At 43.1% G+C, this 17,310-nt stretch carries 16 protein-coding genes and 1 pseudogene; 9 read left to right on the top strand and 8 right to left on the bottom strand.

Annotated elements, in window-relative coordinates; all coding sequences use genetic code 11:
• Positions 1-143 precede the first annotated feature (143 nt).
• The gene (locus tag FE296_RS28060) at positions 144-1,121 is read left to right on the top strand and encodes an alpha/beta hydrolase (protein ID WP_150367170.1); all 978 of its coding nucleotides are present in this window, start codon (positions 144-146) and stop codon (positions 1,119-1,121) included.
• A gap of 111 nt (positions 1,122-1,232) precedes the next feature.
• On the opposite strand, the gene FE296_RS28055 is transcribed toward FE296_RS28060, so the two are convergent.
• The gene (locus tag FE296_RS28055) at positions 1,233-2,384 is read right to left on the bottom strand and encodes a glycosyltransferase family 61 protein (protein ID WP_150367169.1); all 1,152 of its coding nucleotides are present in this window, start codon (positions 2,382-2,384) and stop codon (positions 1,233-1,235) included.
• A gap of 129 nt (positions 2,385-2,513) precedes the next feature.
• The gene (locus tag FE296_RS28050; RefSeq protein ID WP_150367168.1) at positions 2,514-3,866 is read right to left on the bottom strand and encodes an MATE family efflux transporter; all 1,353 of its coding nucleotides are present in this window, start codon (positions 3,864-3,866) and stop codon (positions 2,514-2,516) included.
• Between the two features lie 136 nt (positions 3,867-4,002).
• Between FE296_RS28050 and FE296_RS28045 the strand changes: the two genes are divergently transcribed.
• Positions 4,003-4,683, top strand: a complete 681-nt coding sequence (locus tag FE296_RS28045; protein ID WP_150367167.1) for a TetR/AcrR family transcriptional regulator C-terminal domain-containing protein — start codon at positions 4,003-4,005, stop codon at positions 4,681-4,683.
• A 193-nt stretch (positions 4,684-4,876) separates the two neighbouring features.
• Here the strand turns inward: FE296_RS28045 and FE296_RS28040 are convergent, their stop codons facing one another.
• The gene (locus tag FE296_RS28040) at positions 4,877-5,278 is read right to left on the bottom strand and encodes a VOC family protein (RefSeq protein ID WP_150367166.1); all 402 of its coding nucleotides are present in this window, start codon (positions 5,276-5,278) and stop codon (positions 4,877-4,879) included.
• A gap of 205 nt (positions 5,279-5,483) precedes the next feature.
• On the bottom strand, positions 5,484-6,143 hold the full coding sequence (locus FE296_RS28035; protein ID WP_150367165.1) for a helix-turn-helix transcriptional regulator: 660 nt from the start codon (positions 6,141-6,143) through the stop codon (positions 5,484-5,486).
• A gap of 370 nt (positions 6,144-6,513) precedes the next feature.
• On the opposite strand from FE296_RS28035, the pseudogene FE296_RS34150 reads away from it, so the two are divergent.
• The 6 genes and pseudogenes from FE296_RS34150 (at position 6,514) to FE296_RS27995 (ending at position 11,742) form a co-directional block, all read left to right on the top strand.
• Positions 6,514-6,860, top strand: a pseudogene (locus FE296_RS34150) (winged helix-turn-helix transcriptional regulator).
• Positions 6,850-7,209: a HesB/IscA family protein gene (locus tag FE296_RS28015; protein WP_124114812.1), complete on the top strand. Its 360-nt coding sequence runs from the start codon at positions 6,850-6,852 to the stop codon at positions 7,207-7,209. Before FE296_RS34150 ends, FE296_RS28015 begins: the two are co-directional and overlap by 11 nt.
• Positions 7,210-7,230: 21 nt before the next feature.
• On the top strand, positions 7,231-7,518 hold the full coding sequence (locus tag FE296_RS28010; protein ID WP_091018911.1) for a HesB/YadR/YfhF family protein: 288 nt from the start codon (positions 7,231-7,233) through the stop codon (positions 7,516-7,518).
• A gap of 197 nt (positions 7,519-7,715) precedes the next feature.
• Complete coding sequence (locus FE296_RS28005; protein WP_150367163.1) at positions 7,716-9,080, top strand: MFS transporter; 1,365 nt, start codon at positions 7,716-7,718, stop codon at positions 9,078-9,080.
• Positions 9,081-9,150: 70 nt separating this feature from the next.
• A complete protein-coding gene (locus tag FE296_RS28000; protein WP_150367162.1) occupies positions 9,151-10,374 on the top strand; it encodes a macrolide family glycosyltransferase in 1,224 nt (407 codons plus the stop codon).
• A gap of 138 nt (positions 10,375-10,512) precedes the next feature.
• Complete coding sequence (locus FE296_RS27995) at positions 10,513-11,742, top strand: multidrug effflux MFS transporter (protein ID WP_124114815.1); 1,230 nt, start codon at positions 10,513-10,515, stop codon at positions 11,740-11,742.
• A 163-nt stretch (positions 11,743-11,905) separates the two neighbouring features.
• Here FE296_RS27995 and FE296_RS27990 read toward each other — a convergent pair whose 3' ends face one another.
• Positions 11,906-12,880: a helix-turn-helix transcriptional regulator gene (locus FE296_RS27990; protein WP_124114816.1), complete on the bottom strand. Its 975-nt coding sequence runs from the start codon at positions 12,878-12,880 to the stop codon at positions 11,906-11,908.
• Between the two features lie 105 nt (positions 12,881-12,985).
• Here FE296_RS27990 and FE296_RS27985 point away from each other — a divergent pair, with 105 nt between their 5' ends.
• Positions 12,986-13,468, top strand: a complete 483-nt coding sequence (locus FE296_RS27985) for a GyrI-like domain-containing protein (protein WP_124114817.1) — start codon at positions 12,986-12,988, stop codon at positions 13,466-13,468.
• A gap of 106 nt (positions 13,469-13,574) precedes the next feature.
• On the opposite strand, the gene FE296_RS27980 is transcribed toward FE296_RS27985, so the two are convergent.
• From FE296_RS27980 to FE296_RS27970, 3 genes are read right to left on the bottom strand one after another with little or no spacing between them, the layout of a single operon-like run.
• Complete coding sequence (locus FE296_RS27980) at positions 13,575-14,696, bottom strand: Ger(x)C family spore germination protein (RefSeq protein WP_150367161.1); 1,122 nt, start codon at positions 14,694-14,696, stop codon at positions 13,575-13,577.
• The gene (locus FE296_RS27975) at positions 14,693-15,781 is read right to left on the bottom strand and encodes a GerAB/ArcD/ProY family transporter (RefSeq protein ID WP_150367160.1); all 1,089 of its coding nucleotides are present in this window, start codon (positions 15,779-15,781) and stop codon (positions 14,693-14,695) included. The genes FE296_RS27980 and FE296_RS27975 overlap by 4 nt, the downstream gene beginning before the upstream one ends.
• Positions 15,774-17,237 carry a spore germination protein gene (locus tag FE296_RS27970; RefSeq protein WP_150367159.1) on the bottom strand — a complete coding sequence of 488 codons (1,464 nt, stop codon included), beginning with the start codon at positions 17,235-17,237 and terminating at the stop codon, positions 15,774-15,776. The genes FE296_RS27975 and FE296_RS27970 overlap by 8 nt, the downstream gene beginning before the upstream one ends.
• Positions 17,238-17,310: the final 73 nt, after the last annotated feature.

The raw sequence follows: 17,310 nt of genomic DNA, 5'->3' as shown, positions 1-17,310 counted from the left end.
AACTGCTTTAACAAGCAGCTCTCTTTTTTTGCTTGTTCATACTCCGTTCATATTCCCGTCACGAAGGGGACATCTTCCATGGTTACACTATATCTATGTCGCAAGAGCGGCTCTACAGGTATAAAGGACAGGAGAAGATGGATATGGCAGAAACAGTGGATGTAACAACAACGGGGACTAAGGGCCGTAAAAAACGGAACTTATGGTTAAAAATAATAGGTGGTATTGTCGGCGCGCTGGTGCTGTTCATGGGCATCACGTTTGTCGTTCATACGATAAGTAATGGGGCCGAGAAAAAGAAAATCGAATCGTACGGCCAATATGTCAATGTCGATGGGAAGAATATGAATGTGTCCATTCAAGGCAGCGGCGAACAAACCATCGTGCTACTTCCCGGACAAGGAACCCCTTCGCCAGTACTTGATTTCAAATTGTTAATCGATGAATTGACGCCTGATTACAAAGTTGTGGCGATTGAGCCTTTCGGTTATGGGTTAAGCGACCAAACCGAAACGGAGAGAACCACCGAGAATATTGTTAGTGAAATTCATGAAGCTGTACAGCAGCTCGGTATAGATCGTTATATTCTGATGGGGCATTCCATCACGGGACTGTATGCGGCGACTTATGTGAACACGTATCCGGATGAAGTCTCTGCTTTTGTCGGGATCGATAGCAGTGTTCCGAATCAACCTGGCATGGATGTTAAATTACCTTTGAACCTAATGAAATTCCTTCAAAAATCGGGCTTAATGAGAGTCCTCCAAGCAGTAAGCGGTGATTCATATGCATCACTTGCATACGATGAACATACCAAAGAACAGATGAAGTTGATTTCGAATCAAGTCTCGACAAATCCGACATTAGTAAATGAGCTTAAACATCTGGGTTCCAATTTCAAAAATGGAGAAAAACTCACGTATCCTCGTGATCTGCCAGTGCTTCTCTTTGTTCTTTCCAATAACGAGAAAAACCCGCAGTGGATTCCGCTACATGAAGCACAAGCCAAACAATCCGCGCAGGGCAAAATGATCCCAATGGAAGGTTCACATTACCTGCATCATACGAAATACAAAGAAATCGCCGAGGAATTCAAATCTTACATGAAAGAAATCCAATAGCATAATGATCCTTATACTGCGGTGCCAAACTTGGTGCCGTGGTTTTTTTGTTATCAGAACGGCCAACAAGTTAAAACAAATATAATCATACTTTAGCTTTGGTGTAGAAACTTAGCTATGTTCAGTTAGTCCAGCTAAACGAAGAGTCTGTTCCAGCCGATCCAGATCCACGTAGAAGTCCTCCAACCCCGGAAAACGCTCCTGTGTTGTCCCGTCTTCTTGCCCATACATCATGTAATAATCAAGTTGGTTATGGTTACTGATCATCCAGTAAGTAGGTACAACATGCCGGATATGAAAAATTTCGATAACACGAGTTCCCTTAGTACAAAAAGCAAGATTGGCCAGTCCGGCTCCATGGGGTGAAACGATTGCTTTTGCGGAAGCAAAAAGCTGGACTTGTTGGGATATGGTCCAATCCTCCAGGCAAACTGGAATAAATCCGTAGGCCTCTAAACGGCGGATGACTTCATCTTCATTAGCTATTCGTCGGGCAGAGGCTTTGCTCCGAGATATGAAAATGCGAACGGGGGAATGGAGTGTTGTGTCACGTCCGGGTAGCATAAATGTCCGAAGGATAGTTGTGGCCCAAGGCGGATAGTGGGAATTCATCATTAGGGAAGGAACGATCAATTGATCGGCCTGAATTTCCAGGTCATCTCTAGTACGAATCACAGCCGAATCCGAGACGCCAAACATTGCTAACGTTTCTTTCACAAAAGAACCATGAGGATTCGGATTCATGACCAGAGATTCAAAAGGAATATTCAGCATCCGAAGCATACCCAGTCGTGGCAAAACATCATATAACCAATGAAAATAATTATGACTTCCGCAAAAAGTTAAAACGGCAGCAGTCCCCTGGATATGTCGAGGTTCTTGAGATATCTCGCGATGCAAAGCGGGGTGTTCTTCCAATATCATCATTCTATTTTGTCGTGCATCGTATTCCGGGGAAAGGTCGAAGATCAGTTTTCCGTCGGATGCGAGGATAGCACCTGATGTTCCCCATACACGCCCATTCGATATATATGCAATATACCCACCTTGGGGATGCAGGGTATATGGCATCAAATAACGGTGAATCTCCGTTTCAAGGGTTTTGGGGAGCTTGAATTCAGCAGCTCCGCCAAAATCAAAAGGGTCAAGTTTATCTTCGCCGCCGGGAGAAACGGAAGTCATCCATTCCATAATGTCTCTATAAAAACCGAACTTATTTGGATTGGCGTCTATCGACTTAACATTTTTGCATATTTCATTCATTGTTCATCCCTCCGAGACCCTTGTTACTTATGATGCTAATTTATGCAAACAGCGATCAAAGGAGACGAAGATGGGAAAATAGGTAGCAAACTTGGGGCGGTGTTATTTTTCTGAAAAACATTTTCGAAATTACTGTGCCAAATGTTCCAGATCGGGCTGCAATTTGGTCCGCAAAACATATAACATGATGGCCCCAACTAGGAACGCCACCGCATCCGCAATAACGAGTGACCAGATCACTCCATGAAAGCCGTTCATTTGATTAGCGATATACAAGACTGGAATTAGTGTAATCCCTTGAATGATGGACATAACAAACGCCGCGGTTCCTTGGGCTGTTGCTTGGAAGATCCCCATAAACAAAGAAGTCATTCCTGTAATGAACAAGGATAAGAAGGTTACATGCAGAATGTAGCTACCCATTTCAATTAATTGCGGGTCAGTCGTAAATAAACCAATCAAGTGGTCAGAGATCAGATAGACGACAACCCCAAACAGGACGGCTAACGCCAAAATAGATTTGATCGTGAATCCAATCGTTTGTTTCATGCGTAATTTGTTCGCTGTGAATGAGAAGGCAATCAACGGCACAACTCCCTCGCACAAGCCCATCAGAATAAACTCAGGAAATTGCAGTAAACGTGATGAGATTCCATACCCCGCAACGGCCTGATCTCCATATTCAACAAGAAAAAGATTAAGAATAAGCGACATTGCACCCAAGAAGACACTCATAACAAAGACGGGAACTCCAATTTTCATTACATTGCTCAGGATGTCCTTGGTCACCTTGAACCATTTCAAGGAGACGGTTAAGAATTGACTTTTATAACTCATATGGAAAGCGTAAAATGCACTCGCAACCAAGTTGGAGATAACAGTAGCAGATGCAACACCGATCACACCCCAATGGAAGACAAAAATGAATAATGCATCAAGAACAATATTTATAACAACACTGAGAATCATACCGGTCATTGAGGTGATTGCTGAACCTTCTGAGCGCACGATATTCTCCAGCGTGAAGAATAAGATGACGAAGGGTGAACCAATAAGCATAATCGTGACATACTCTTTCGTAAATCCGATGGACTCTGGCGTTGCCCCCAGCCCATGAACGATTGGTTCGATCAGCGGGAGCCCAACGGCCATCACAATAATTCCGAGAACTAAACTACTGTAAAAGGCGAATGAAGATACATGCTTCAGATCATCGACTTTTTTCTCTCCCAGCAAACGAGAAATGAATGTACCGCTGCCTATACCAATTAAATTACCAAGGGCCATGATGACCGCGAATAAAGGTAAAGTTAGTGCGAGTGCAGTTAACATTGCCGTATTACCCAGTGTGCCAAGGAAATAGGCATTCAAGATGGAGTAAATAACACTCATTGACGTGCCTAGCATCATTGGGACAGCAAAGTGAGCTACGGCTTTGGCGATTGGTGCTTTTTCAAAGTAATGGAGGTTTTCTGCATCCATGTGGGTCACTACTTTCTTCGTTAATATTGATCTAATCTAACACCGTTAGATTGAACCTTACAGTGTTAGATGTTATCATGAACTTATGAACCTGTAAAGCATAAACTTACACTGTTAGATAAAAGGGCGGATACCGATGAAAAAACAACAGCCTCAGATTTCGGAAGATAAGATTTTGGAAATTTCGTGGGAGCTTCTCGGAGAAGAGGGCATCGAGAAATTCAGCATGAGACGATTGGCAGACAAGCTGGGGATTCAGGCTCCATCTCTATACTGGTACTTCAAGAGCAAGCAGACGCTCTACCAGCGTCTGGCCAACCAGATATCAAAAATTATTCTGGACGAGTTTCACACTGAAGGAGACTGGAAGGAGCAGATGGAGGGGCTTGCGGTGACGGTACGGAGTGTGCTCAGCAGATACCCGTGCTCCACACAGCTCATGATGATGACGCTGCCCCATGAACCGGACATGATCCGCTTCACCAACCGCATGTTGCTCTGCATGGAATCAACACCACTAGAGCAAGAGCAGAAATTACAGGCAGTTCTTACACTGGTCAACTATGTATTCTATTTCGTACTGGACGATTATCAGCATCAGCGCAATATATCTGCTGTCCTTAAGGACAAGGAAGCACTTGAGGGTGAAGAGATGATCCATCTTCTGGACTCTATGAGTGAGAAGGAAGCTGGACTCTTCAGTAGGATGTATAAGAATGGTCTGTTTGAGGTTATGGGAACCGACGGAGCTTTTGAGTTTGGCTTGAAGCTGATTTTGTTGGGGATAGAACAAGTGGTAAAGGAACATGAGAAGTAGACGTGTGAAGAAATAGAAAAAGTAACGAGGATTACCAGGTGGTGAATGAATATGTATAACAAAGAATGATAACAACAATTTGTCTAAAGTAGTGGCTAGTTGTTGTTATCATTTTTGTTGTTGGAGGATCAAGAAATGATTCTATCGGAATCTGCAGCGCCAATAACCTTAAACAAGGACCGGCGTTTTCATATTAGTTCTTAGGCATTTTGCTCTCATCCATATACAACAGGTTCCAGCGGTGGCCGTCCAGGTCGGCAAATCCCGCGCCGTACATCCAGCCGTCTTTTTCACCTGGCTTGCCAAAGATGGTTCCTCCAGCTAACTCGACTTTTTCAATAAAAGCATCAACTTCTTCTCTGCTGTCAGCACCAATGGAAAATATCACTTCTGCGCTATGGGAAGTATCTGCGGTTTTAGCACCTGTAAATTTCTCAAACGTTGCATCCGGAAACAGGAGAATCGTTGTTGAGCCTATGACAAGCTGGGCTCTCTCGCTACCAACATTCTCCCCATGGAATCCAATCTCATTGAAAAAGGCAGTGGATTTCACAACATCTTTCACCGGCAGGTTCATCCAGATTTTTTGTGACATGGCTGTAGCCTCCTAGAGTATATTTTCAACACTCTTACTATACTCTACCTCAATTCAAAATTACATAATCGGGTACATACGATTATGTAAGAGTTAGAAATAACTTGTGTAATGAAGGATGATTTAGAGAAATGAAATCCGAATCGTTCTAATCAATTCAAATTCCAAACCAAAAGAGCAATCTCCAATGAGGTTGCTCTTTTGGTCATGGCTTATTTTGCCTAACGCTGTATACGCAGTTTCTTCCTCCGGCTAGAATGTATTCTCCCCGTTCAATATGAACATTATCGCCTAGAACTGTTTTGAATAAATGTAGCTCATTCTTGCATAACCCGGTACATACCGCGGCCGCTTCACAGATCGGACAATGCTTCTCAATAAATAGAAGACTGCCATCATCCTGCTCCTTAACCTCGGCCATATAACCTTCATTGGTACGAATTTCGGCCAATTTCTCCAATTTCTCTCTGACTCCTGATGAATCGCCAAGATGCTGAAGATATTGTTCTTGCATATTTTTATTTCGAACAGCCAGCAGCTTGTCCAGCCCTTCAGTACCAAAAGCTTCTTTCATCGAATTGATGAGGCTGACGGATAAATCGGAATATCCACTTGGGAAAAAACGGTTAGCCGCGGGAGTTAATATCCATAACTTGGTGGGGCGACCCATGGGACGGGCCTCTTCCACAGTGGTAACCAATCCTTCTCCTTTTAGCGCATTCAGATGTTGACGAATAGCCATTCCGGATAACGAAAACTGAGAGGAGAGAGTGACTACATCCATTCCCCCGCGCTCTTTTAACAGATTAATAATTGCTCTCCGGGTACTGGTCGAGACATCCTTTTTAGTTTGATTTCCGTTCATGGTGCACCTCCTTGTGACGCTACTGAATCTACATGAATAACTACATTTTAAACAAAAATGTTGACAAAGTCAAAGCCGAACTGTAGCTTAGACATTATAAACAAAAATGTTTAACAAGTATATATTCTTCCGTCCATGCTCGGTCCATATGTTGCCCGTCTTATCGCAGATCAGTGGTCCTGGCGCTTTGTTTTCTGGGGGATCTTACCTGTGCTGGTGGTTTCAGCATTGCTTAGTTTACCTGCCTTTAGGAAATTGAAAGTGCAGAAGACGGGAGGGGATAGCGGATCTGGGTCTCCATCTCTTGTTGATCGTCACGAGTATCATTGCCAGCACTCGGATCTCACCACGCGGATGAATAAGAAAGTGGGTGTGCGAACCATTGTTCACTGAAGATCCGAATAAAATATTTACAGCTTATCGCATCATCGGAACGAAATGGACGATCCATATTTTATGTGCTCTGTCTCAAGGCCCGAAGAGATTCGGTGAAATATTTGATAGCATTCCTTCCATTTCCGAAATGATCCTCTCCAGACGTTTAAGGGTCTTCAACATGATCATTTGGTCAGAAGAACAATACGGACACGTCCTACACAAATTATTTATGAACTTACGCCAAAAGGAGCTGCTCTTTCGACATTCATACCCTGTCTAATGGACTGGGATACCAAATTTCAAAATGATACCACCGGGAGGAATAAAGATGATCATTGAGGTCAGTGATTCAGCATCGGACAAAATCGTTGAGATCTTATCAAGTGCGGATATACAAAATGCCTTCCTTAGAGTAGGCGTTGATGAAGGGGGATGCAGTGGTTTATCTTATACCCTTATCGTGGATGAACAGCAGGCAGAAGAAGACATTGTGTTACATAAAAAGCAATTTAGGATATTGGTGCACGCAAAAAGTATTCCATATATTGATGGTCTTGAGATTGACTATGAAGAGAGCGGAATGTTAGGCGGATTCACCATGAATAATCCAAATGCCAAAGTTTCGTGTGGATGCGGGGCCAGTTTCAGAATGGCCAATTATCGTGGCGAAGTGAAAAAATGTGATTAATGAAAGAAGGAGTGCAAAGCAATGATCTCATTTGTAATATCTGAACAAGCAATCGATTCATTTAAGAATGAATGGGAATTGGAAGAGGACCAATATGTAAGGATTTACGCAAAATATGTCGGAGGAGGCTCCGATGCTTTTACCATTGGCATCAATGCGAGTGCTACACCGGTCGATCCCGCATTGGTTCAATCCATCGGAGGATTTCATTTCTTTGTTGAAAAAACAGATGCCTGGATCCTGGAGGATGAACTTCTCCAAATTGACTGTAATGAAAATGGCATATTTTCAAGCAAAATCTCTTATTGAACATGGGAACCCTATTCTAGACCATAATCTTACTTTTTAAACATTTAACTTTACAAAGTATAACACTTCATGTATATTCAGGAAGTAAAAAAGGTTTATTTTACCATAATATCCATCGAATTATGGAGGTGTAGAAGACAAATAACAATCAGATTGGGATTTTTGATGCTCAGTACAGGGCGCCTACAATTGGTATTATGCTGGTTCTGGCAACCGTAGCTTTTGAAGGACTGGCTATCACAACGATTGCCGCGAAAATGGCACAAAGTTTAGAGGGCATTCATTTATATGGTTGGATCTTCAGCGCATTTTTGTTATCTCAGCTTATTGGAACCTTGGTTATGGGTCAGCAGATTGACAAACGCGGTGTTTTTACATCCATGCTGATATCTTTTAGTGTTTTTGTGTTAGGAACTGTGGTCTCCGCTATTTCTTTCGATATGCATATGCTTATTGCCGGAAGAGCCCTTCAAGGTTTTGGAGCAGGGGCCCTGATTACATGCGTTTATACCTGTGTGACGTTACATTATCCAGATACACTTCGTACTCAAATCCTGGCCGCATTCTCCATGGCATTTGTCTTGCCTACCTTAATCGGACCTTATGCAGCAGGCCTTATTGCTTCCTACATCTCGTGGCGATATGTTTTCTGGATTGTTTTACCCTTGATTGGAATAGCGCTCAGTCTCACATTCCGTTCTTTTCGTAATTTGCAGCTTCAGCAAGATCTGACAGGTCCAGCGCGAGCAACCGACTCAAAGATTATGTATGCGATTCTGCTTGCCGTTGGAACGGGGCTGTTACTCACAGGCCTTGGTATGATAACCGATGGGAAAGGTATAGTACTCGCTTCGGCTGGATTAGTCGTCATGATCACACCAATGCGTAAATTGCTGCCTGTGGGCACTTTTTCAGTAAAAAAAGGATTGCCTGCTACTTTGGTTTCGAGAGGGCTATATGTTGCTTGTTATTTTACAACGGAAAGTTTTGTGATCTTGGCACTAACCGAAGTGAAGGGGTTATCAGCTGACCTTGCCGGCCTCATTGTAGCAGCAGGTTCTCTGAGCTGGTCCGCCGCAGCGTGGTTACAAGCCAAGCTTGATGCACGAGATCAAGGTCGTGCCCGAAAGGGCAGGGTCATGACGGGCATTGGGATTATGATCGTTGGAACTGTACTTGTGATCATGGCTCTTATTTTGACGGACGGCGGGATTATACTCATCCTTCTCTCACAAATGATTACAGGGTTCGGTGTTGGCTTGGCCAACCCTACAACGGCAGCCATTGCTTTACAACATGCCTTGCCCAGGAAAGAGGGAGAAATGTCCGCGAATCTGCAATTTGTGGATTCCTTCTATATGGGAGTAAGCATTGGAGTTGGTGGCGCTCTGATTGCTTTGTCCGAAACTTTAGAGTGGGGCATATCTACAGGTGTTTTGATCGTGTTAACACTACAATTACTATGGGCCTTGTTAAGTTTCTTAGCATCACTACGAATTACCAAACTCGTTCATCAAGAACATCATCCAATCAACCAAGTGAAGAATAACATCTCCATGTAACGGATGACGACCGCGTCGTTAAATACATCATGAAGAACGGGGGGACTAATTGCATTGGGAGGTGGATAAGATGGCACGTGTAGTAGTAGTCATTACTCCAGCTGAAGGACATGTGAATCCGTCGTTAGGATTAGTTACTCAGTTGATGAACAATGGTGAGGAAGTCATCTATGTGTGCACGGAGGAGTATCGTTCCCGAATTGAACAAACCGGTGCCCAGATCATTACCTATCCGTTTCCACAAGATGCCTTCTCTCATGATCCGGTGTTGAAACCCCAGGAATACACGCACTCTTATCAGTTCATTTATATGATGGTAAGCGGTATTATTCGGAGGATCATACCCGAGGTGCTAAAGGTGATAGAGGATCAAAAGTTCGATTATATGATCTTTGATTCCCTGATGGGATGGGGAGGGACTATTCTTGCAGAAAAACTGGGAATTCCTGTGGTGTGCTCGATTGCGTCCTTTGCTTTTGTGGAGCCTCTAGGGTCTAACTCAGTTCTAAATGAGACGGAGACGAAGGAGCTTTATGAGGCTACGATGAAGATCATAACGGAGTTAGCCGAAGAGTTTCAAGTGAGTATTCCAGCCATGGAAGAGATTCCGGCACATGCAGGTCAGTTAAAGCTCGTGTACACCAGCCGTTATTTTCAGCCTCAGGCAGAAAAGCTGGATGATCGTTTTATTTTCACGGGTCCTTCGATCATAACACGTCAAGATGCTCCAACCTTCTCGTTTGAGTTGCTTCGTGAACGGTACCCGCAAACCGTGTACATTGCTATGGGTACGATTTTAAATAAAAATTTGGATTTCTATCAGCTTTGCTTTGAAGCATTAGGGGATCTACCCATAAATGTTGTTCTATCTTCAGGAAAGTACACGGACATGACGCCGCTGGCGGATCAAGTTCCTCCTAATTTTATCGTCAAGCCGTACATTGCCCAGTTGGACATGTTGCAGCATACCGATGTTTTTATTACACATGCTGGAATGAACAGCACGAGTGAGGCGTTATATTACAACGTTCCGATGGTGATGATTCCATTAACATCGGATCAGCCTCTTGTCGCCAATCGGGTACAGGAGTTGGGCGCGGGTATTGCTTTAAATAAACATAACCTCAGTGCAACTAATTTGAGAGAGGCATTAACAGAAGTACTACACAATTCGCTTTATAGACGGCAGGCTTACCTGATTGGTGAATCTTTAAGGCAGGCTGGCGGTTACAAGCGAGCTGCCGAAATGATCATGAGTCATATGGGTTCAGGCCGGGGAAGTTACACAATTTAATGGTTTTCCATGCAAAGTCGCTTAATAAGCGGCTTTTTTTGGTTTTAATAATCTAAAGACTTGACCTACAGTTAACTCTATGACTTATACTCCGATTAGGCTTGCAAATTATATGAGGAATTGGAGATTTTATTTATTATGGCAAAGAGCACGAATTGGAATGTTTTTGGACTGGCAGTACTACTAGGTTTATTTTCTACATTAGGTCCATTTACGATTGATATGTATTTACCGGCTTTTCCGGAGATTGCACAAAATATGAATACAACGGCATCACTTGTACAATTTAGCCTTACTGCTTGTTTATTAGGACTGGGTGTAGGACAACTCGTTATGGGTCCTTTGAGTGACGCATACGGTAGACGTAGACCATTATTGATCTGCATGGCAGCTTATATTATTTGTTCCTTGGCATGTGCTTTTGCTCCGAATATCGGACTATTGATTTTGTTTCGTTTCACGCAAGGATTTGCCGCATCAGCTGGAATTGTCATTTCCCGTGCGATAGCTAGAGATCTGTATAGTGGACATGAACTCACTAAATTTTTCTCTTTGCTGTTGCTTGTAGGGAATCTGGGGCCTTTGGCAGCACCGATTGCAGGAAGTGGGGTTCTTTCCTTCACAACATGGATTGGCGTATTTATCTGCCTTTCATTCTTGGGGATTTTTTTATTAATCATGACAAAGTGGAGCTTAAAAGAAACACACCCCGTGGAAAGACGTATGGTTCCTGACTTCAAACAGCAATTGGGAAATTACAGAATGCTTCTGCGTGACCGCAAGTTTGTTGGTTACATGCTGGCACAGGGAATCATGACGGCAGGGGTCTTTGCTTATGTGGCGGGAACACCATTTATTTACCAAAATATATATGGAGTTACACCCACGGTATTTGCTATATTGTTTGCTTCGAACGGCATCAGCTTGATCATCGGATCTCAAATCGTGGGTCGATTGGCCAAACGTATCCCTGAGCAGACGCTGCTATTATCGGGACTATGGCTTGCTATAATAGCAAGTGTGGCTGCGTTGGTCGTAACCCTGGCTCATGGTCCACTTTTCGCGTTGGTGATTCCATTGTTCTTCTTCGTATGCTCGATCGGCATTACGTCTACAGCGGCATTCCCGCTTGCCATGGAGAGTCAAGCCAAGATGGCCGGAAGTGCAGCAGCACTGCTCGGCGTTGTGCCTTTTCTACTGGGTGCACTGGTTGCTCCTCTGGTCGGTATCGCGGGTGAGGACACTGCCGTCCCGTTAGGACTCACTTTATTAATGACCAGTATCATTGCGATTGTTACTTATTTCCTACTCGTTAAAAACGTCCCGCAGCATACACCTAATCATGCCCAGTCTAATGCTGACTTTTAGTATAGAAGGAACAGCTCGCCAAGCATTGGCGTGAGACATGAATGAATATGAATCCATTACAAGTCGCTGCAATAGCGGCTTTTTTGGTTTTTCTTACTGAACGCCAGCCTGAATTCAGGTAAGACATTGTTAGATATGGAGAGACTGGGGAGGAGGGGGCTGCTCACTGCTTCATTTGGTATAAGCTTAATCTCTCTTGTACAGCATTCAGGACTTCTTCCGGAATCTCCTTGACCTTGATATCTTCACCTAGAAAAAGCAACCAATTGGTGATTTCGGTTAATTCTTCTAAGTTATGAACATTCATAAATGCCTTTAGGAGGGCCGTAGTTTGGTATGGATTTGTATAGGCAATTGAAAATTTTAAAGGATGGTATTTTTTGAATTGCGCAATTGCCTTTGGACCAAGTTCCAGGACAAGGTTGATAACTTCTTCCTGCGTGTTTCGTTTTAGTTGCTCTACAATCTTTTTTGTACTCAGTCTTTTTTTCGCCGGGTATGCTTCGACATGTATGAGGTTGTCAACGGATACGATTCGTCTTTTTTCTTCCTCCAAGTCAAAACCTTCAATGATCCAATGGCCTTTTTGATGATGAAGGTGCAAGAGAACGATGGGATAGGACTTTGTTTTCTTCTCTTCTTGGACAGTAACTAACAAATAACGTTCTATAAGAAGAATTTGGATGAGTTTTTCCAAGGTAGGGTGAGGCAGGTCTGACAGATCAAGCAAATCTGGATTATGGGGATTGGTCCCTTCAAAAAGCAATATTTGATTCAAATGCACAAGGTCATCTTGCTGATTTTCTGAGATAAGGCCTAATAATTTTTCAGCCAAAGATTGACGACTCTTCAGATAAGGAAGCTGTTGATTTCTTGTCGCCATAAAGGCAATGAATAACGCTTTGATTTCATTATCGGTAAAACGAACCGTGGGCAGGAGCGAGTTGTTCATGACAAAATAACCTCCGTCCCGCCCAACTTCAGCGACAAGTGGCATTCCCATGGCTTCAATTTCTCTGATATCTCGAATGGCTGTTGAACGAGAAATATTAAATTCTCGCATGATTTCAGAGATGGTAAAGTGTGCACGGTTATTGATATACCGCGTGATGATATTTATGCGTTCAACTTTCTTCATTGGCCCCCCTAAACAGTATCATATTCTGACATGATTTAAGGTTATTATAAACCTATCAAGTGAAAACACAAATCAATTGAAAATTTAAAGAGGACGGTGTAAACCATGAGTAATTATCATTTCGAAGAAAAAGACAGCTTTATCGTTTTAGGTATTGGAACAGAACTTAAAAGCGACTACACAGACTATGCTGGTATCAGCAAGGAGAAGGCGGATTTTTGGTCCACTGTGAAAGAGGATGGAAGCCTGGACACATTAAAGTCCCTAGCTACTAATGACTATATTTTCGCTGTAAACGAAGCAGTCAATAACAAGATGATGCATTATGCTGGGGTCATGACAGAAGAATCTCTGCCAGAAGCAACGAGAGTAATTCAATTTCCTAAGGGAAAATACCTTGTTGTGAAGGGTGAAGCAGAGACGGCTGATGCGCTCAGTAATATGCTTACTGGCATTGCCTTTGGTCAAGCCCTTCCCGCAGAAAAGGATTATGCCTATGTTGGCGGTCCGAATACAACAGTTGAAATGGGAGAGAAAAACGGTTTGGTATATGGTGAAATGTGGATTCCTGTTGTAAGGAATGGATAAGACGTGAAGATCTGAAAACTTTTGAGTTGAATATGAAGGAGAAAGCTCTCTTCCAAATGGAAGAGAGCTTTCCCAATTGCACGACAGCATGCATGACAGCAAGTTATTAATTTAAAACGCCACTTCCGACTATGGTAACCTTTACTTCCGGGTGAAAACGAACTTGGGCATATTGTTTATTCCAGTTTAGGCTTTTCCATAAGTCCGGGTGATGGGCAATTAAATGTCTGCCAATACCGAAGGAATCACAACCACTTTGCTGAAGTGTCTTGATAATTTGTTCTGCGTCCTGAGTCATGTCATCGGATAACTCGCTGTTCAGACGTTCAATCGTGTCTTTTTCCTGAAGATGATTCATTGCATACTCAACGACCGTTACTGGAAGTTCGATCTGAAGACTCACATCAATTTGGCTATCATTTGCCACCTTTACCGCGAGTTTGCGCTTAATTTGTTCGATATTCGCTTCGTAAGTGACATAGTTGCGCGGGTTGTTGGAAGGCCCCGGGTGAATCTTTTTGACAAAACGCGCCGCTTCATTCCATTTACCACTCATAATAATGTATAAAGGAGCCTGTTCGGTATTGAGACTGCCACTGAACCTTTGCCCATGAAACAAGGCGATTCCACGAGCATCAATTTCCTCTCCATCCTTATATAGATAAGGCAGTGTAAAATCCTGTCCCGGATCCAGCATGGGAGGGAGAAGAGTCTCTAACGTCATTTCAGGAAAAATACATAATTCCTCCAGACTCTTAATTTTTTTCGTAATAAAATCACCAATCAATATGCTGCCAACTCTTTTTTGGTGTAACAAATCTCCGGCATCGCCATCCACAACCGCAATTTTCACATGTGAGGTCGGGTAATCCGGTTCCCGATATAAGACGTCCAGGTATGGGTAGATATCATTTTGTGCGAGTTTGTTTCCGTATAAGATCATCCCATATTTGAAAAACCGGATATCACCAGTCACTTTAGTGCGAATTCTATCCGTGCTTTGACGGACGGATCTCCCGGTGCCTGAATGGACTTCATTAACGCTGCTCCCTTGTTGACTCTCAAAATCATCGACAATTTCAAGCGTCTGTTTAATTTCACCCTCTGAGGTGATATCAAACGCCGAAGCATTAGCCAGTCTTGCATCTTTTAAACTATCCTGATCCCAGCATCCCGTCATCACCATGAGCAGGAACAGGAGGACAAGGATTTTTCCTCGTTTACTCATATCATCTTCTCTTTCCGTTTCATTATATAAGATAGGACCAACAACAACAGAGGCAGGATCATGAGAAAAAAGTATGCCGATCTGTTGGCAATCGTACTAATTAACTCAAGTTTTTCCTTCTGTTGTGGCAGATAGGCAATTATGCAAGAAGCAAGAACGACATAAGGCACCGCTTTTTTATGGTGTTTTTGTTTGAAGAGATAACTTATACCATAGGATGCCGTATAGTAATAGCCACATATGGCCCCGAAAATTGAAATTAACCAGATAGGGAGGAATAGAAAATCGGCCCGATCCATTGTTCCGAGTGGGATAGAGCGAAGCAGATATATGACCGGTTCAGGCATTAAGTCAAGTTGCTGGGGGCTGAACGCCGTTGAACAAATGAACACGGTGAATGCATACAACACCACGACTACAGCACTTGCTGAAGCAACAGACTTGAGTTTGTCCCCGCTGCTACCTTCAACCATAGGAAACACAACGAGAAAAAACTCGAATCCGAACATAGCCATTAATGTTTCGGTTGATCCACTAATAATATTGGGCCATCCCGCTTCGTTTAAAGGCAAAAGATATAACAGATTGATTTCCTTGAGTCCATAACTGATCAATACCATCATCGGCAAGACCAAAAAGGAGATGAGTACCAGTACTCGCGCAATGATTCGTAATTTTTGCCGAACCAAATAGATACTGCTGAACAAGAAGAGGGCTAATATAGCCCATCGAGGCGTATCCTGCAGCATCCAACGGTTAATCACACCGTAAGCGTTCACCAGAACAGAAGTGCCCATTAACAGGAAATATCCAACGTAGGCAATGATCAGCAACTTGCCAATCCATTTACCGGTAATCAGCGTTACAATGTGATAAATGGACGAACTCGGGAATCTTCGCATCAAAAGCCAGCACAACAGTATGACAAGTTGGATCAGGAACCCTCCAAGGAAAACAGAGATCCACCCACCTCCTTTAGAGATAAGGTGTATACGGTAAGGGAGGGACAAAATATCTATACCAATTTCAAATTTCAAAATGAGCAAGAATAATTGTCCCCGAGTGATTGTTGTTTCTTTATTCACGTTTTTTCCCACTCCTATAGAACTTCTGCTGCTTCAGCCGCTGCGGGCGGGCATCATGAGGACGCTCGCGAAGCGCCCAGATGGGAAATCGAATCCATACATCCTTCAGGTCAGCTAATCGGAAAGGGGCCACTGGAGCAAAATAAGGCGATCCGAAGTTTTCCATCTTACAGAGGTGAATGGTTAGAATCACCAGACCAAATGCGATGCCAATATATCCAAAAAGCGCCGCTCCAATCATCATTGGAAAGCGGAGAATACGTACTGCCGAACTCATCTCATGCGAAGGCACCAAAAACGACGAGATAGCGGTTAGTGAAACCACAATAATCATTGTATAGGATACAAGCCCCGCACGAACAATAGCATCTCCGATAACCAAACCGCCAACGATGCCGATGGTCTGGCCCACTCGGCTGGGAAGTCGGACTCCGGCTTCTCTTAATACTTCAAAGATCAGTTCAAGCAACATTGCCTCTACAAGTGCAGGAAAGGGGATGTTCTGCAATGATTTCTTGATTGTGTGTGCCAGCTCGATCGGTAAAATAGCGGAGTGAAAAGAGATGGTTGCAATATAAACAGCAGGTAATGTAAAAGCAATGACAAAACTCATCATGCGAATTAAACGTAAAAAGGAACTGACAATCCAGCGACCATGATAATCATCCGGACTTTGATAAAAAGCAAAAAACGTAACTGGAGCGATAAGAGCAGAAGGACTTCCTTCGGCAAGTATGGCGACACGTCCTTCCATCAAATTGGCAATAACCCGGTCAGGTCTTTCTGTACTGAGCTGCTGGGGAAACAGAGAGAAGGGGTTATCCTCCACAAACTCTTCAATAAAACCTGGAGCGAGCACCATATCTGAAGATATGGATGTGATTCGCTCTTTTACTTCGTTCACCAACTCCGGATTGGCCAAGTCCTGAAGATATACAACTGCAATTTTGGTATGTGTCTTCTCGCCGACGTTAAAATATCGAACGATTAAGGATGGACTGATAATTTGTCTACGGATCAGATTCAAATTAACCGAAAGCTGCTCTACGAATCCATTGTGTGGCCCTCGAATAACCCCCTCGTTTTCCGGTTCGGTTGTGCTACGGACATACATTTTCTCGGTAGAGAGAATGTAAAACTCCGGGTGCCCGTCGATTATGTAAAGACATTTCCCTTGAATAAGTGAGACTATTCCACGTTGCAGATCCGTATCTTTTCGACTTTCTAATGTGGTGAACGATGGGTAGATTTCCGAATGAGCTTGGCCATTCAGTGCTGTTAATACATGTGTTTGAATGATCTCCTGATCTACAAGTGAATCGATATAGAGAAGCACACTCTGTACACCATTAAGTAGAAGCAGTTGTTGTTTCAAATCGTCAGTACAGTAGAGGGACTGTTCCACATAAGAAATATTCGTTTTTAATTCAGAGAATGCCTGATTGGTTAGGGTCATTGATCCACCTCTTTATAAAATGCGACATGGATTATCTTGTGCAAAAGCAAGACTATTATTCAATAGGTGTTTC

Source organism: Paenibacillus sp. UASWS1643 (assembly GCF_008693195.1).
Classification (GTDB): domain Bacteria; phylum Bacillota; class Bacilli; order Paenibacillales; family Paenibacillaceae; genus Paenibacillus; species Paenibacillus amylolyticus_B.
The sequence above is the reverse complement of the archived record's forward strand: the minus strand, read 5'-3'. Positions and strand labels throughout refer to the sequence as shown.

What these genes read in the sequence shown, in the direction of transcription:
- FE296_RS28060 (WP_150367170.1), top strand. Translation starts at nt 144, where the DNA reads ATGGCAGAAACAGTGGATGTAACAACAACGGGGACTAAGGGCCGTAAA.
- FE296_RS28055 (WP_150367169.1), bottom strand. Translation starts at nt 2,384, where the DNA reads ATGAATGAAATATGCAAAAATGTTAAGTCGATAGACGCCAATCCAAAT.
- FE296_RS28050 (WP_150367168.1), bottom strand. Translation starts at nt 3,866, where the DNA reads ATGGATGCAGAAAACCTCCATTACTTTGAAAAAGCACCAATCGCCAAA.
- FE296_RS28045 (WP_150367167.1), top strand. Translation starts at nt 4,003, where the DNA reads ATGAAAAAACAACAGCCTCAGATTTCGGAAGATAAGATTTTGGAAATT.
- FE296_RS28040 (WP_150367166.1), bottom strand. Translation starts at nt 5,278, where the DNA reads ATGTCACAAAAAATCTGGATGAACCTGCCGGTGAAAGATGTTGTGAAA.
- FE296_RS28035 (WP_150367165.1), bottom strand. Translation starts at nt 6,143, where the DNA reads ATGAACGGAAATCAAACTAAAAAGGATGTCTCGACCAGTACCCGGAGA.
- FE296_RS28015 (WP_124114812.1), top strand. Translation starts at nt 6,850, where the DNA reads ATGATCATTGAGGTCAGTGATTCAGCATCGGACAAAATCGTTGAGATC.
- FE296_RS28010 (WP_091018911.1), top strand. Translation starts at nt 7,231, where the DNA reads ATGATCTCATTTGTAATATCTGAACAAGCAATCGATTCATTTAAGAAT.
- FE296_RS28005 (WP_150367163.1), top strand. Translation starts at nt 7,716, where the DNA reads ATGCTGGTTCTGGCAACCGTAGCTTTTGAAGGACTGGCTATCACAACG.
- FE296_RS28000 (WP_150367162.1), top strand. Translation starts at nt 9,151, where the DNA reads ATGGCACGTGTAGTAGTAGTCATTACTCCAGCTGAAGGACATGTGAAT.
- FE296_RS27995 (WP_124114815.1), top strand. Translation starts at nt 10,513, where the DNA reads ATGGCAAAGAGCACGAATTGGAATGTTTTTGGACTGGCAGTACTACTA.
- FE296_RS27990 (WP_124114816.1), bottom strand. Translation starts at nt 12,880, where the DNA reads ATGAAGAAAGTTGAACGCATAAATATCATCACGCGGTATATCAATAAC.
- FE296_RS27985 (WP_124114817.1), top strand. Translation starts at nt 12,986, where the DNA reads ATGAGTAATTATCATTTCGAAGAAAAAGACAGCTTTATCGTTTTAGGT.
- FE296_RS27980 (WP_150367161.1), bottom strand. Translation starts at nt 14,696, where the DNA reads ATGAGTAAACGAGGAAAAATCCTTGTCCTCCTGTTCCTGCTCATGGTG.
- FE296_RS27970 (WP_150367159.1), bottom strand. Translation starts at nt 17,237, where the DNA reads ATGACCCTAACCAATCAGGCATTCTCTGAATTAAAAACGAATATTTCT.